Source organism: Pasteuria penetrans, from assembly GCF_900538055.1.
Lineage (GTDB): Bacteria > Bacillota > Bacilli > Thermoactinomycetales > Thermoactinomycetaceae > Pasteuria > Pasteuria penetrans.
In genome coordinates, this window is record NZ_UZAC03000003.1 from 1 (window position 1) to 16,695 (window position 16,695).

The window sequence follows — 16,695 nt, forward strand, 5'->3', positions numbered from 1 at the left end:
GGAGGATGATGGATTTTCTGGGATACCCGATGTATGATCTTGCCTGTACCCCCTCCCTACCCTCAGCAGGGATGATGGTAAGGGGGGTATAGGGCAGTAACCCCTTTGTGTTGTTGTCCTTTAGGATAGGACGAGCCAGATTTTGGGATGTTTCCCTGGGTAATCCTGGGGCGGGGGGGTGGGTGGCTTTCTTGTCCATTGCGGTGTACATTGGAATCTGATTATGGGGTCTTTCTGTTCCCCCGGGGAATGGTTTTTGTTTCGGAAGGGCGTGGTTTCGTGTTTCCCCACAAACCCCCTTTCTGAAATTGCGGGATTCCTAATTTAGAGTGGAAATTTTATCCACTGTGGTAGTTCTGTAAGGAGGTTTCTTGTTTGCCACAGGTGACAGTTCATTTGAATCAAGGGGGGATGGGGATTGTCCAGTAGAGGCAAGGGGAGAGTTGTGCCTCACCGGCAGCCAAAGAAGGACATTTTATTTTTTGTTTGCGGGATTTCCCTGTTGACTATTTGTCTTATCACTATGGTCTCCTTGGGGGCTGTGGGTAGACTCCTGTATTTTTTTGTACGATTGATTCTGGGGGGATGGGGGTTTCTTCTACCCATGGCGGGTATCATTATTTCCCTCTATGTGTTAATGGAAAAACGATGGCCCCATCGCTGGTCCCAGCGTTGGGTAGGTATCAGTGTGATGGTATTTTCTGGATTAGTTCTTAGGCACATCCTGGACATGAGGTCGATGATGATGCCCATACCGAATCAGGATGTATTCGATCATATTTGGTTTTCCCTGTTGGGGGATTTAGAGCAAGGAAATAGGACCCGATCCGAAGTGGGTTCCGGTATGGTGGGGGCTGGTAGTTATGCACTCCTCTATTTCCTTTTTGATGATACAGGGGCGATTCTTACCCTTCTGGCAGCGTTCATTTGTGGATTAGCTCTTGTGATGGGTCCACCCAATTATTTGAATTGTTCAAATTATTTTCGTACCCTGTGGCAACGGATCGGGGATTTCCCGTCGCACTGGATGATTTTGCGGTCCTTATGGAGGAGGGTAGCCGATTTTTCCTTCTGGCGGCGCGTTAGGCAGGTGAATACGGGAGCCCTGGATCGAGGGAATCGTCGTCCAGCGACACCCCTGCGTTCGGGGAGGATGGGTGGTATGAAACGTAGTTCCCATCCCGCACGAAATCGCCAGAACCAGAATTCCCCCGGGGGGGGAGTATCCTCTCCTACTACGCTGCCTGTCATTCATGATTTTGCTGCACAAAAGTATCAGGATCAGCCTGATGATGGGGGAAGGGGGGAAAATGTTACCGCACGTCATGAGAGATCCTTTCCCTCTCTTTCCCCCCCTGTGGTGAATTCACTACCCTCCCCTCCTACGGTAGAATACGTTATGCCATCCCTATCTTTACTACGGCGTACGAACCCACCCTCTGAATGTGAGAAGAAGGAGGTGGAACAGGAGGCTGTTGTACTGATAGATAAATTGCAGAGTTTTGGGATTCATGCCAATGTAGTCTCTGTGCATCGGGGTCCCTCGGTGACCCGTTATGCAATCCAGCCTGAGGCAGGTATCAAGGTGAGTAGGATTGCCAGTTTAGGGGATGATATGGCCCTGGCTTTGGCGGCACGCAGTCTAAGGATCGAGGCACCTATACCCGGTGAGTCGGCGATTGGGATTGAGGTTCCCAATAAGAAAACCTCACCGGTGGGATTGCGGGAGCTGTTAGATTGTCGTGCATTTCGGGAGAGTACTTCCTATTTAATGATTGCCCTAGGACGTGATGTTTCTGGTTCTCCTATTTTTGCTGATTTGGCCAAAATGCCTCACCTATTGGTAGCAGGTACCACGGGCTCGGGGAAGAGCGTGTGTATCAACGTTATTCTTGTTAGTCTCCTATATAGGGCACGCCCCGATGAACTGCGCTTGGTGTTGATTGATCCCAAGATGGTGGAGCTGAGCACCTACAATGACATTCCCCATCTTCTAGCCCCTGTAGTGACGGATGTGAAACAAGCGTCTGCTGCTCTCAAACAGGTGGTAGGTGAGATGGAGCGTCGGTATCAGTTGCTGAAGGAGGCAGGGGTACGCGATATCTACGGTTACAATGAGGGGATCGTTTCGGAACATAGGGCTAAAGGGGAGGGAGAGAATCCCGTTGAGCCGCAGCCGCTTCCCTGGATTGTGGTTGTGGTGGATGAGTTGGCCGATTTGATGATGGTGGCTCCTGGTGAAGTGGAGGAATCGATTGGACGTTTGGCCCAAAAGGCACGTGCGGCCGGTATCCACCTCATTCTGGCTACGCAGCGTCCGTCGGCTAATGTGATTACAGGTATCATCAAGGCTAACATCCCTACTCGTATAGCCTTCTCCGTTTCTTCCTCCGTGGACTCCCGGATCATTCTTGATACCACGGGGGCCGAACGACTTCTAGGAAAAGGGGATTCCCTTTATACGCCGGTGGGCTCTCGTAAACCTGTGCGTTTGCAGGGAGCCCTGGTGCAAGATGGGGAGGTCAGGGGTGTCGTGGAGCATGTGAAACGACAGCAAACGGCAGAGTATGAGGATGCCCTACTCCCCGAATCACTACAAACACAGGTAGAGGAGGGGGAAGCATCTACCACGGTTCATCCTACCGATCCCTTGTTTGAGAATGCAGTCCGAATGGCGATTGAGGTAGGAAGTGTATCCACAAGCATGCTACAGCGGCGCCTGCGGGTTGGTTTTTCCCGGGCGGGTCGTTTGATGGATATGTTGGAGGAACAGGGTGTGGTGGGTTCCTCGGAAGCGGGGGGAAAAGCACGCCCCGTTCGGATTACATGGGAGGACTGGGAACGTTATCATCAGGGCACTATGAAATCTTTATCATAGGAAAATTTCCTCTGGTTTTATTTTCGTGGGTCCCTGCCCCTTTATGGGGGTGGGGGACTTTTTTGTTTCCGTCCCCCTTTCATAGGAGATGATTCAACCCTCTCGCGTCGGGTAGGGCTGTGGTATTTCAGCCAACTTTTCCACAGAACCAACACGTACTACTCCCGCATTATGCGTCCCTCATTGCTCCGTCTTATCGTTTAACGGATAGCCAATGGGCGGGAAGTTTCCCTTACCCTCTCCCTGTATACTGGTCACCTGCTTGCATTTTTTTCGCATGCTATCGGGCCTTTCTGTACCTCTTCTTGACCTACTAGGCCAAGTAGTCGACCTAGTCCCCCCATATTGGATTGGACATTTTTGCTACCTCGGTGTAGTTCCCCATGCCTGGCCTCACATGTCCCCTTATCCAGGGAAGATATTCCCGGGCGACATTCGTGGGGGTGGGGGACCGAGCGTAGTTCTAGAAGGAGTTCGAGTCGGTTCTTGGCTTACCGATCTGAGTTTATCCTGTCCCCAATTGCGGTATTCCCGGGGGGTTTCTTCCCCCATCTGACTTCGAGATTTCCACCATCTTTCTAACCCCTGGTAGTGCGAAAAGGAAACGGAACTGCAACCCGTTATCGTTGTCCTTTTTGATTTTGGAGATCTGACAGAAAATAACCAGTGAGAGTAAAATTTCACTTACTAATTTTCTATAAAAAAGTAATTATATGCCATAGTTCATTATATTGGCAGTATGTACATAGATTGTCTATATTATTATTTATTATTAGAATTTTAATAATAAATTTTTACATATTACAACAATTGAATCGAAAAAATAGGCTAAATTTTCAGTTAAAAATACATACGCGGTTTCAAAAAAATCATGCCGATTCCATGATTTCATCTGGGATCGAAGTCATTGGGATGGGTCCAAAACCACAGGGGAACGCCATTACATGGGGTTATTTTCTATTCCTGTCTTGAAGAGCAAATCTCTCTCCAAGATAATACCCTATTTTTTACATCTATTCTACTCGCCTCCCCTTCACAAACAGAAGGAAATAAGGTAGAGTGGACTCGCGGGTTGCGTTTTATGGAGTATATCTACTTTTCGAAAAAATTCGTTATTTTTGTAGGGAATCCGGGATAGATGAAATGATGAATCCTGGGGAGTGGGTGTTTATGAGACAATGTTCGTATATGATATGAGGAAACGTTGTGCGTTCCTGGACCTTCTACTGATGAATACTTTTTTCCTTGGCTACTCCTTTGAGTGGTAGTAAGGTACATAGTGATGCATGTTTATATTTTTTATGAGAGGACGATGATATTATGACTAAAAAGAAGAGAGAAAGAAAATTTTTCAAGGGATCCTCACATTCTAAGCTTCATGTGTTGCAGGCTACTTCAAAATCCAAAGTCAGTTCTCCACCGAAGACCTTCCCAAAGAGGGCTTTCTCCCATCCTGATTTGGAAGCCGTGGCAAGGACCCTCTGGGGGGAGGGGTGCTTCGACGTCGTGAGGGATCTGTTGTGTGTGATCTCCCTTGGTCCCGAAAAGGAGGAGGAGGTATGGGAGAGATTCCTTAGTACGGGTGGGTTGAACGTTCTATCAAGGGTCCATTCCCATTCGCCGAGCGTGAATGGGATAAGGGGCATTTCGAAATCCATTCGGGAGGATAGGAAGCGGCGTGGGACAGGGAAAGGGATTCATTCCCCCATGAGGGTATGCACCTCCCCCGGGGATTTGCATGCTATAAAACAATCCTGGATCGAGGAGGCAGGTAGACCTGTAAGAGTGGGTTTTGTTTCCACCATGGGTGCGTTGCATGCGGGTCATCGGTATCTGTTGAACCGGGCACGTCGGGAAAATGATCGTGTGGTGTTGTCTGTATTTGTTGATCCATTGCGGTTCTTTTGGGGGGATGGATACGATTATTGTCGGCGTTATGAGAAAAGGGATCTAGAAATAGCTCGTCAGGAGGGCGTGGATCTCTTTTTTGTTCCCTCTAAGGAGGAATTACGAATTTCTCCCCTCTCCAAGCGTGTCAAGTTGGAGGATGTTTTAGGCGATTTATGTGGCATGGTTCGCCTTAGGTTTCTAGCGAGGGAAGTGGCTATTGTGTTTGCCCTGTGTCAACTCATTCGGCCCCATTCCCTCTACTTAGGGCGTAACGATGTACATCGGTTGATTTTGATACAGCGGTTGGTGAAGGATTTTCGTTTACCTCTCAATGTGGTGGAAATGCCTATCGTGCGTGAGAGGGATGGATTGGTTTGTAATTCACGCAATGTCTACCTCACACCGGAGGAACGTAAGATAGTACCTGATTTGCATTGGTTTCTTTGGCATACCCTCGTGGAGATCTTTAAGGATCCGTCTCGTCGTTCGCCGTCTCGTCCCTCCTGGAATGAAAGTATGAATGAGTTTATTCTTGACCTGCGGCGCGAGCTAGAATCAGTGGACTTATCTCGGGAAGGATCGGAGTACATAGAAGAGGTTCTCCGGTATATGGCATGGGAGTTTGCCGAAGTATGGGATAAGATGACATCGTCGATTGTGTTTGTGGAGTCCTTGGATTTGCGAACCTATCCCGATTTGCAGGTGCCTAAAAATTTATCGGTTCGTCCCCTCGTGTGTTCCGTGGCAATCCGAATTGGTTCTATGCGTTTAGTGGATCATATTTGGATTACGGAGGACGGTGTGGAGGATGGTATACTTTGCCCCTCCTCTCACGCGGAGTGCGGATGGATGGTCTCATCACTAGCGGAAAGGTATTATCGAACTTGTGATGGTGTATGACCTTGTTCACACCCCATCAAGAAAAGTGGTATGGGAACAGGATGTTTGTGGGATACAATTTCCCCCGCTATCCTTCGTATGGAGTTCATTACAATCTACATACGGCTGCTGTTCTATCCTTCGTTCCCTGGTCGATTCCCAAACCTTATCGACTTGGGGATCCTCCTGATTTTTTGTAGGGTACTGCGGGATTTTGAAATTCTTGCCTTCTTAAAGGGTACCTTATTTATCTTTATAAAATATAGGAATGGGATGTATACCGGGTGTGGGGTCCAAGCCGTACGTGGTTTGGGTCGTTCGCCTGGACGTAAATGAATGATCTTCCCATACCCTTTTTTGGGGGGTCTTGGCCGCATATCGGACCTGAGGTTCAGTCTCGGGAGTGGGGATGGGCAACTCACCCTCTATCAGTGAATAAGGGGTTGTCGGTATGAAAACAGAACTAAATTTCCCGAGGTCCCCTTTTTCGGACGAAGTGAAAATCATGAAAATAGAGAAATTAGGAATTACAAAATTAGATATAAAATGAGTTATATCCTAGAGTCCATTGCCAACCGTTCATTCCCGGGAATCAGGTATTCCTGTGAGGATTCGGGAAACCTGGGACCCCCATCCAACTCATCCTTACAATCCAGGATTAGGAAAAAACCACCCAAGGATATTTCAGGTCCAAAGTTTGGCCAAGAGTCTTTTGGGGTGGTTACCCTCTACTTCTTCGCGGAAAGCGTACCCCCCCTGTATTCATTCGTATTCCCTGTTTATGGGTCTGAGTAGGCCTCGGCTTTTGATTGGGAAGAGAGGGAATGGAATTCCCCCGACAAGGAGGGTTCCCGGGGAATGTTTTTATCCCTAAAAGGTTTTTTTTAAAAATTATCGAAATATGGGGATTTCGATTTTGTAGGGTAAGCAAGTTCCTTTTGGTATCTTCCAGGGAAATTGTACAATCATTGCGGAAATTCTGTCGTGGTTTTACTCGGGGATGGCTACTACCTCCTTTATAAGAGGGGCTTTTTTTATTTTCACCTTATGGTATATTTTGTATACAGATAGGATGGGTGTAGCCCAGAGGGGATATTCCCTGCGGGGGAAGGCTATATGCCCATTTTGGGTGGATGCCCCGGCCTCCCATGTGTTCTTAGTTCTACGGTTGTACGCTGGTCATCCTATGATCCTAGGAGAGTGTATATAAAGAAATTTTTATTTTATAAATTGTTGCTAGTATTGTTTTTTCCATAGGATTGGGCAACCATAGGGACAAATGAGCCTGTGTTTTTCAAGTGTACAGTGGTGACCATCCTATGCGTATGTTGTTATAGTAAACAAAAAATATTATAAAAAATAAAAATATTATACACTAACCTAGTTTAAATAGAATGGAGAAGAGGAAAGGGTGGTACGAATGGGTAAACGTAGGGGATGGATGATGGGGTTTGGGGTGTTGGGTCTTGCCTCGGCCATGCTCAGTTTGACAGGGTGCAACGATGGTACAGACAAGGGTAGTACAGATAAGACAACTACTAGTGGGGCCGCGACAGATCAGAAATTCCGATTGGGATTGGCTCTGGACGAGGGGGGAAGAAATGATGCTTCTTTCAATCAAACAGCTGTAGAGACGGTGAATGGGTTGGAAAAGGAAGGGAAATTGACTCCATGGATCGCTGATTCGACAAAGGATTCTGAATATGAAATGAATATGGAAAAAATCGCACAGCAGAAACCCAATCTTATCGTGGCTATGGGTTTCAAATTAGAGGATGCGGTTGGTACCATGTCGAGGAAGTATCCCGACCGACGTTTTGTGATCATTGATAGTGACATGAAAAAACAGCCACCCACCAATGTAGCGGCTTGTTTATTTGGTGATCATGAAGGGGCTTTTTTAGCGGGGTTAACGGCGGGTTTTGCTTCTAAAACAAATAAGATTGCTTTCCTCGGTGGGATCAAATCCCCCTTAATGGATAAGGGTCAAGGGGGGTATGAGGCAGGAGCGAAATTAGCTTCAGCAATCAAAGGAAATAATGTAGAGGTTACCTCGGTTTATGCGAATAGTTTTAGTAATGAGAATGTGGGGTACTCGTCAGCGCAAAGTCTCTTCTCCGGAGGGAATGATGTAATTTATCATTTCGCTGGTAAGGTCGGCAAGGGAATGTTTAGGGCTGCTAAGGGTGCCAGGGGTGATGGCAGGGAACATTGGGTCATTGGTACGGATAAGGACCAGTACGCGGAGGCTCCCGATCACATTCTAGGTTCTGTGATCAAGAAAACGGATGTGGTCATCAAAGATACCATCAATAGGGTGGGGAGAGGGGATGAAAGTCTCTTTGGTAAGGTCAACTACTATAGTTTGAAGGATGCAGCGATCGACTTTAAGGAGGATTATGGTTCGAAGTTGGATTCAGAAAAAGCGAATAATTTAAAAAATATTTTGGAAATTACGAAAAAATCGATTGCAGAAGGGAAGATTTCGATACCTGATACACCAGATGCGGTCCGTACATGGAAGGTACCTGTTGATACTCTCGAAGCTTTGAAAAAGAAGGTAGGGGCCTCTTAGGGAATGGTGACGGGAAATCGAATGAAACAATGGGTAGGGCGATGGGGTATTGTATCCATTGTCCTGCTTTTTTCGTGTTGATTTTCTCCGTACCTTTGGATATGGATGGTTTGTTCATGCATGGTACTATATTTTTTCCTTCACAAATGGGCATAGATGAGATAGAATACCAATAGGTTTTCTCTTTCAAATTTTTTTATAGAATGGGGTCATCCATCTGTGGGGATGGGTTGCGAATGGTTTCATGTAGGATTTCCCTGGGTGGATTTGATGGGTTCTCTGGATCGGGTGTGGTCCAAGGGAAGATATGGGCCCGTGATCCAACAAGGGACGATTGTGTGCTCCTCCTCCATAGGGGGTTCAACGATTTTCCCAATCTATAGGATTGTATAGAATGTGATATCACTTATACCAAACACTATTGATAAATTTTATTTTTATGATGAATGAGTTTCCTGACGATAGGGTCATCCATTTCAGAGGCGCTTATCATGGTATGGGATGGGGAATGGGAGGGGATAAAAAGATGAGTTACGAGCGAGGAAAATGGAAGACATGGTTGGGCGTAGTCTGTCTTACCCTGGTGATGATTGGGATGGCCGGATGCTACAATGATAGGGATAAGGAAACAAAAAAGGGGGGGGGAGATTTCCTGATAGGTTTGGCTCTGGACTCGGGAGGGCGGAATGATGGTTCTTTCAACCAGCTCGCTTACGAAACTGTGGACAGATGGAAGAAAGAGGGGAAGCTAGATTATAGGATTTCTGATCCGGCTAAAGATTCCGATTTCTCGGCCAATATGAGGAGACTTATGCAGGGGAATCCCAAGTTCATTATAGGTATGGGTTCCCAACTAGAAGAATCCCTTCGTGGGTCAGCGAGGGAACGTCCTGATATCCGGTTTATGTTGGTGGATAGTGACATGGACCAAAATCCCCCCCCCAATGTAGCGGCCTGTTTCTTTAAGGATCATGAGGGTGCCTTCCTAGCAGGAATAGTGGCAGGTCTTGCTACGGACGCAAACAAGGTTTCTTTTATAGGCGGTATACGGTCTGCCGTTATCAGTCGCTTTGAAGTAGGGTTTAAGGCAGGCGTGAGGGCGGCCTCTCAGATCAGGGGTATACCTATAGGGGTCCAGGTTGTCTATGCGAACAGCTTCAACGATGAAAGTCAGGGTTACTCATTGGCAAGAATGTTATTCGCCCAAGGAAATGATGTCATTTATCATGCTGCTGCTAAAGTGAGTAAGGGGATATGTAGGGCTGCCAAGGAGGCAGGTGGAAAACATTGGGTGATCGGGACGGACAAGGATCAGTTGAAAGAAGCTCCTGATCATATTCTAGGGTCTGTTCTCAAGAGGACGGATGCAGTCATGGAGGATATGGTGAACAAGGTGAGAAACAACGATGTTTCTTCCTTTGGTAAGGTTAGTTACTACGGTGTTGGGATGGCAATTGATTTTAAGGGGGATTATGCTTCGAAATTAGGTGCTGGGAAAGCTAAAAAATTGGATTTGATCTTGGAAGTGGCCAGAAAATATGTTCAGGGGGTACCCGATACACCGGAGAAGGAAAGAACATGGTCCGTGCCCACCGATTTTATGGAGGCCGCTCAGAAAATATGGGGTCCTTCGGGGAGATAAATGAAAAGGGTGGCAGACATAGGAGGAAAAGGGGGCAATGGATTTCTCATCTGTTGTCCTTTTTCGACGAATACAGGTATCCTGGTAGATTGTTATGGATCGGGATTAGTATGATAGGGCATTTTTTCTTCACAAATTGAGATGATTACGATAGAATGAGCATGTGTCCTAGGGTCGTTGTTGTTTTCGACTCTATGGAATAGTGAGTCATCGTGTAGTGGGTTGTTTTACATTCATAGGGGACTCTGGTTTGGGCGGAAGTCTCCTTTACATTTACAGGTTTTGCACACATAGTGATTCGTTATGTGTCCCTTGCACAGCGAAATCACAAGAATGTTCCTGGGTGTTAGGAATTCCCTCCTATCTTCCTTCCTGTGGGATAGAATGGTGACCTTTCCGCCCGCGTGCAATGTCTCGTCATCGTAATCCATAGATCAAGGGAGAAAAAGGCGATCATAGGATGAATGGGCAGAAGAAATGGATGATAGGGCTGTGCGTGGTAGGTTTTGTCCCCTTTGCCTTAGGATTGGCAGGATGTGGTAATCCGGAAGGAGAAACGAACGGGGTAGGTCGGGATTTTCGGGCGGGATTGGTACTGGACATAGGGGGACGAAACGATGACTCCTTTGGTCAGATGGCCTACCAGAATATGGAGGGAATGCGGAAGAAGGGGGAATTGACCTATCTCCTCTTTGAATCGGAGAAGGGATCCGATTATGTTGAAGGTGTGGAGAGGGTGGCAAGGGAGAAACCCACCCTTACCTTTCTCATGGCGGATCGACTGTCGGAAGCGACCCAACGGGTAGCGAAAAGGCATCCCAATCTTCGGTTTGCGATTATGGATAGCGATATGGGACAGAATCCCCCTCCTAATGTGGCCGCCTGTTCCTTTAGAGATCAGGAGGGGTCCTTTCTGGCGGGTTTGTCGGCAGGGATGACCACGAATACAGGTAAAGTTGCCTTCGTAGGGGGTATCTTGTCTCCGGTGATCCGCCGTTTCCAGGCCGGATTTGCCGCAGGAGCAATGCTAGCCTCGCAAATTAGGGGAGGGAAACCTGTAGAGGTCCGAGTGACCTATGCGAATAGTTTCAACGATGAAGATACAGGACGGTCCCTAGCACGGCTCCTGTTCTCTGAGAATGTTGATGTCATTTATCATGCCGCCGGCAGGGTGGGTAAGGGGGTATTCAGGGCTGCTAGGGAAAGAGGACCATGCCGTTGTTGGGTCATTGGTCAGGATAAGGATCAGCATGGGGAGGCACCTGATCATACGTTGGGATCCGTCCTTAAGAAGACAGATGTGGTCACGAGGGATATCATTCGCAGGGTGAAGGAGGGGGACTTTTCTTCCTTTGGAAAGGTTGGTAGTTATGGTATCCGGGAGGGATCTATAGATTTTAAGGAGGATTATGCTTCGAATTTGGGTACTGGGAAGATGAAGCAGTTGGAGAAGGTGGTCCGACTTGCTAAAGAGGAAGTGGCCCGAGGACTGCTGATACCCGATACGCCTGAGGAGGTCAAGAGCTGGAAGGTAGGGGCGGATTTCCTTGGGGTTTTACGGAGGGCATATGAATCCCCCTGAATACAGAAGGTGGATCATGATAGTAGGATCCATTCTTATCTAAATAAAGTTTATTTTCATTGGTATTTCCTGCTTTCTTTATATATGCAACATGAATTTGTATAGTAAGAATGGTGCTTCATCATATTTTATATAGCGTGCTATCTTTGGTCCCATGCCCGGCGTAAGCGAATAGGGAAGATTGTGCCAGGGACGTACCCCGATGTTGGATTGTTGTGTTCATCCCAATAAAATATATGTATATTTTATTTTCATAAATATTATTATGTAATATAAATAAAGTTTTGGATAGAAATACTTATAGATGTAAGAAAGTTGTTCGTACCCCTTCTCTATTTTTGGGGGGTGGTGTAAAAATAAAAACCATCCCCTTGATTCGTATCTTAATTATAAATTATATTGTTTTAAAATTTTTTCAATGGATAGTGAAGGGTAAGAAATAACGGGGTTGGAGCGCGGTGATTGTTGTCGTCCCCAGACCTGTACCCCCACGCTGTTCCCCCCCTTGGCACGCCCAAAAGAGGGGGAATAGGAACCAGTTGCTATTCCCCCCTGCGATTTCGGGAATTCAAATCCAGGGAATAACTGGTAGTTGATAGATTTTTACATATCAACTTTTTATAGAGTGGTAGGTTTTATCTATTGGTTTGTTCATTCCGACTAATGTTTACATAACCTTTTTTCATAGACTAATCATTCGTAAATGTAAACATTTTCATAAATATATTCTATAAGTTATTGGAAAATATTATGAAAATACCCTTAATATAATTTTAAAATTTTGATGTTATTTTCCGTAGTATCGACATAGCCATAGTTATGAAAAATTGATCGTATTTTGGCGATTCAGGTTCCAGGCGAATCCCCCCGCGGAAGGGAAACTTCCTGGGAAATCTACGCATGCGATCGGTCGCAATCTTTTCTTTGGTTCCCCTTATTTGGCAAATCGAGACAGAAGTAAGTAGTTGGTACATGCGTGAAAGGGAGGGGGTCAGAGTTCCCTATATTTTTTCTATTATAAAATAATAAAAATATTGTACTTATGAACCTATGAAAAAAGTCCAAAAATGGGGGAACCTTCCCTGGAAACCTTGTTCCGAAATCCACACCCACAGCGGGACTCCGCCGTTGTGTACCCGCGAAGACTGGAATAGGCGAAAGATGTAGGTATAGTACGGGGATACTAGATTTATGGTTGTGCTTCAGGGGTAAAAAAGGTAGAATCAACGGTGAGATGTAGAAACAGAGAGGGATGGTGTAAAGCGTGGGGAGTGTTGCCATCTTCGCGGATATTTTGTAGATAGGCGGTGTTCATGGGGGTCGGTGATCGGCAGATAATGGTGATAATAATGTGAATATTTTCATTTAGATGAACTCAAAGGCTCACAGCTTGGGTAAGGGGAGACCCCCTGGGTGCGTCCTGTGTGGTTTATGTTGGAGGGGTGTGCGTGGAATATGCGGTTGAGATGAAGGGGATTACGAAGCGCTTTGCTGGTACGGTTGCCAATGAGGATGTAGATCTTAGGGTGCGTCGTGGTTCTATTCACGCACTCCTAGGGGAGAATGGAGCGGGCAAGTCAACGCTGATGAATATTTTGTATGGGGTTTATCAACCGGACGAGGGGGAAATCTGGATCCAGGGTCAGAGGGGATGGATCAAGGGGCCCGCGGTCGCCAATCGTTTGGGAATTGGTATGGTTCATCAGCATTTTACCATGGTACGAAACTTTACTGTGGCGGAGAACGTAGTGTTGGGTCATGAGACCACCCGATGGGGTTGTTTCTCCTCTGTGCTGGCAGAAAAAAGGGTGCAAGATTTGGCTCAGGAATATGGGTTAGAGGTGGATGTGAAGAAGCGTGTGGACGATCTATCTGTGGCCACCCAGCAGATTGTTGAGATCCTGAAGGTGCTCCACCACGGGGCTGATATCCTAATTTTGGATGAGCCTACTGCGATTCTCTCCTCTCATGAAACGGATGTTTTTTTGTGTATTCTGCAACGGTTGTCGGAACAGGGGAAGACCATTATTTTCATTACCCATAAACTGAAAGAGATCATGCGTGTTTGTTCCGACGTTACGGTGCTTCGACGTGGACGGAATGCGGGTTCCTTCCGGGTAAGGGATGTGACAGAGGAAAAACTAGCCGCTTGCATGGTGGGTAGTACAACGATTTTCCGTGTCGAAAAGGAAAAGAAGAGGCCTGGGAGACTGGTTTTAGAAGTTGAGGATCTGGTTGTTGAGGATTCCCAGGGTGCGTTGAGAGTCAACGGTTGCAATCTGGATGTTTGTGCCAATGAAATTGTGGGTTTGTTGGGTGTGGCTGGCAATGGGCAAAGGGAATTGGTGGAGGCTATCACAGGTTTGCGGCGTTGTAGGGAGGGCTCTATCCGTCTGTTGGGTAAGGAAATAAGTAATCTCACCCCACGGCAGGTTATGGAGTTGGGTGTGAGCCATATTCCCGAGGATCGTTGTGGTTCTGGACTTGTCCCTGGTTGTAATGTCATTGAGAATATGATTCTTCGCTCTCATGATGAGGCCCCATTTTCCCATTATGGTTTTTTGCGGAGGGAAGCAATTCGCGAGTACGGTAAGAGGTTGGTTTCTGCCTACGATATCCGTGCCTCCTCGTTGGATACACCTGTGGGGTATTTATCGGGTGGAAACCAGCAAAAAGTAGTTGTGGCCCGTGAACTGGATCGTGATTCGATGTTGTTGATTGCTGTACAACCAACACGGGGGGTGGACGTCAAGGCTTCTACCTTTATTCGTAGCCGGTTGGTCGAGTATCGTGATCGCGGGCATGCAGTGCTGTTGGTCTCTCTCGAATCGGAGGAGGTTTTACAGCTCAGTGACCGATTGGCAATTATGACCCATGGGGAAATCGTGGGTTGGGTGGATGATACAAAAGGAGTTAGCCACGAGGAGATAGGTTTGTTGATGGCCGGTAGGAAGCAAAAAACATCTGTTGGATCGAACAGGTAGGATATGATGTGGGGATAATCCGTGCTATTGGGGGATTCTCTTACCGGTATTTTGGGCCGCAGGGGATGCTAAGATCTGGAAAATAGGGGGGATCAGGGGCGTGAATACCATACTGCGATATTTTCGCGGGAATAGTACCATTGTTACCGCTGTGATTTCCATTGTGCTGGGCCTGTGTGTCGGAGCGTTGGCTCTCATGGCGATTGGGCATAATCCCTGGACGGCTTATAGGACCATGTTTATGAACTCCCTCGCTGAGCCCTATGGGGTTGGGGAATCCTTGGTTGCTATCACCCCGCTGATTCTGACGGGTTTAGCGGTTGCTCTTGCGTATGGTTCTGGCTTATTCAATATTGGTGTGGAGGGGCAGTTGATTGTGGGGCAGGTGGCGGCTTATGCCGTAGCTCATCAATCTCCTTTCCCTGGTGTGGTTACGGTTCCCCTTGCTATATTGGCGGGTATGGTAGCGGGTGCTGCTTGGGGTGGTGTCCTTGGCTGGTTGAAGACATGGCGGGGTGTGCACGAAGTCATTTCTGGTATCATGATGAATTTTATGGCACTCTATCTTTCCAATGTTATCATTCGTCAATGGTTTTCAGTGAATCGTTCTATCACATCCGAGGTGCTACCGGAGTCTACCCATCTCAACTGGGAGTTTTTTTCGCAAATTTCTGGGGGTTCAAGACTTCATGTGGGTTTTATTCTGGCCCTTTTGGCGGTTGTTTTGATGCATATACTGCTTTCCCACACCCGGTGGGGCTTCAAAATACGGGTTACGGGGCAGAGTCCCCAGGCGGCTTCCTATGCTGGTATCTCTAGTCGTAGGGTTACTTTGCTCGTCTTGGTGCTCAGTGGGTCTCTAGCGGGATTGGCTGGTGTGTGTGAGGTTCTAGGGTCTGGCCACCGAATCACAGTCCTCACGGGTTTTGAAATGCTTGGGTTTGATGGGATTGCAGTGGCTTTTCTAGGAGCTGCCACTCCCCTAGGTGTGGTTTTGGCTGCTACTTTATTCGGGGTTCTACGGTATGGTGCAAAGGATTTGCTGATGATAGATCGTATTCCTACCGAAATTTCCCAAATTGTATTGGCCGCTATTCTGTTCATGGTGGCTGCCAATATTTCCAACCGATTGTTCGCACGATGGCGTTCATGGAGAAGGGTGGGTTCCCAGCGTGTCCAGTAACCTCATCAATTTGATACCTGATATGGTTTTTCCCGTTATCATTCCTCTCATGTTGGTTGGTCTGGGGGGGTTGTTCAATGAACGTTCCGGTGTTGTTAATATAGGATTGGAGGGTTTGATGACGGTAGGTGCCTTTGTGGGTGCCGTGGTATCGTTGGAGGCCCATAGTATTTGGTTGGGGGGGTTGGCTGCCATTTTGGTAGGGGGTATTTTTTCCCTACTCCATGCCTTTGCTGCGGTCTCCCTGCGAATGGATCAAATTGTCAGCGGTGTCATACTCAATATATTGGGAATTGGGCTGGCCATTTATTGTTGTAGGTCCTTTTATGATGACTCAGAGACCCCCTCCTTGCCCGACTCTGCTATTTTTTTTCCCGTAGATCTCCCCAGTTTGCGATTGTGGCCCATTGTGGGGGGATTCTTTAGTGTCAAGGATTTCATTGTATACCCTCTGTTTCTTTTGGTGTTGCTTTCCTATTTCGTCCTATATCGGACAGCTTGGGGTTTGCGTTTACGGTCTGTAGGTGAGAATCCTTGTGCGGCAGACAGCGCGGGTATTAGTGTGAAGGGTATGCGTTATGCGGGGGTTGTGTTGGGCGGCATGTTTGCTGGATTGGGTGGGGCCTTTCTTTCCATCGTTTTGAATAAGCATTTTAGTTCTACCACGGTTTTAGGGCAAGGTTTCCTGGCCTTGGCCATACTCATTTTCGGGAAATGGCGTCCCTTGGGGGTTTTGTTGGCCTCCACCTTTTTCGGTAGTGCTATGGCTTTAAAAACCGAGAGTCTGGTTAATTTCTCCTCCGGTGGCCCCGTTTTGTCCGATATTATAGCCATGATTCCCTATTTGTTGACTCTATTGGCCTTGGCCGGTTTTGTGGGGAAAACGGAACCGCCTAAGGCCATTGGGATTGCCTATGATCCCGAAGGGCGGTAGGGGAGTAAAAGGGAGGGCGAGGGGGATTGTATAAAACCCCCCTTTGGTCCAAATATCCCCCTTGTCTTTGAAAGAAGGTCAAGGGGAAGCAGGAACATTATTTCCCTGTCGCGGCTTTTGGGGCCCTAACACCTAATAAGAACTACAT

9 protein-coding genes are annotated in these 16,695 nt (G+C 47.2%); all 9 read left to right on the forward strand.

Annotated features, from left to right (window positions below):
• Nucleotides 1-418: 418 nt before the first annotated feature.
• The 9 genes from PPRES148_RS09445 to PPRES148_RS09480 all read left to right on the forward strand — a co-directional run bounded on the left by PPRES148_RS09445 (nt 419) and on the right by PPRES148_RS09480 (nt 16,547).
• Nucleotides 419-2,878 carry an FtsK/SpoIIIE family DNA translocase gene (locus PPRES148_RS09445; RefSeq protein ID WP_246142986.1) on the forward strand — a complete coding sequence of 820 codons (2,460 nt, stop codon included), beginning with the start codon at nt 419-421 and terminating at the stop codon, nt 2,876-2,878.
• A gap of 1,320 nt (nt 2,879-4,198) precedes the next feature.
• Nucleotides 4,199-5,668 carry a pantoate--beta-alanine ligase gene (locus PPRES148_RS09450; protein WP_149454408.1) on the forward strand — a complete coding sequence of 490 codons (1,470 nt, stop codon included), beginning with the start codon at nt 4,199-4,201 and terminating at the stop codon, nt 5,666-5,668.
• A gap of 1,399 nt (nt 5,669-7,067) precedes the next feature.
• Nucleotides 7,068-8,222 (forward strand): BMP family lipoprotein, encoded by a 1,155-nt coding sequence (locus tag PPRES148_RS09455; protein ID WP_149454409.1) that lies wholly within the window; start codon nt 7,068-7,070, stop codon nt 8,220-8,222.
• A gap of 236 nt (nt 8,223-8,458) precedes the next feature.
• Nucleotides 8,459-8,605 carry a hypothetical protein gene (locus PPRES148_RS12015; protein WP_187820944.1) on the forward strand — a complete coding sequence of 49 codons (147 nt, stop codon included), beginning with the start codon at nt 8,459-8,461 and terminating at the stop codon, nt 8,603-8,605.
• A 143-nt stretch (nt 8,606-8,748) separates the two neighbouring features.
• The gene (locus PPRES148_RS09460) at nt 8,749-9,864 is read left to right on the forward strand and encodes a BMP family lipoprotein (protein ID WP_187820945.1); all 1,116 of its coding nucleotides are present in this window, start codon (nt 8,749-8,751) and stop codon (nt 9,862-9,864) included.
• Nucleotides 9,865-10,324: 460 nt separating this feature from the next.
• Nucleotides 10,325-11,446 (forward strand): BMP family lipoprotein, encoded by a 1,122-nt coding sequence (locus tag PPRES148_RS09465; RefSeq protein ID WP_149454411.1) that lies wholly within the window; start codon nt 10,325-10,327, stop codon nt 11,444-11,446.
• A 1,448-nt stretch (nt 11,447-12,894) separates the two neighbouring features.
• Nucleotides 12,895-14,430: an ABC transporter ATP-binding protein gene (locus tag PPRES148_RS09470; RefSeq protein WP_149454478.1), complete on the forward strand. Its 1,536-nt coding sequence runs from the start codon at nt 12,895-12,897 to the stop codon at nt 14,428-14,430.
• A 100-nt stretch (nt 14,431-14,530) separates the two neighbouring features.
• Entirely contained in the window at nt 14,531-15,613 is a 1,083-nt protein-coding gene (locus PPRES148_RS09475) for an ABC transporter permease (protein WP_149454412.1), read from the forward strand.
• Nucleotides 15,603-16,547: an ABC transporter permease gene (locus PPRES148_RS09480; RefSeq protein ID WP_246142987.1), complete on the forward strand. Its 945-nt coding sequence runs from the start codon at nt 15,603-15,605 to the stop codon at nt 16,545-16,547. The genes PPRES148_RS09475 and PPRES148_RS09480 overlap by 11 nt, the downstream gene beginning before the upstream one ends.
• Nucleotides 16,548-16,695: the final 148 nt, after the last annotated feature.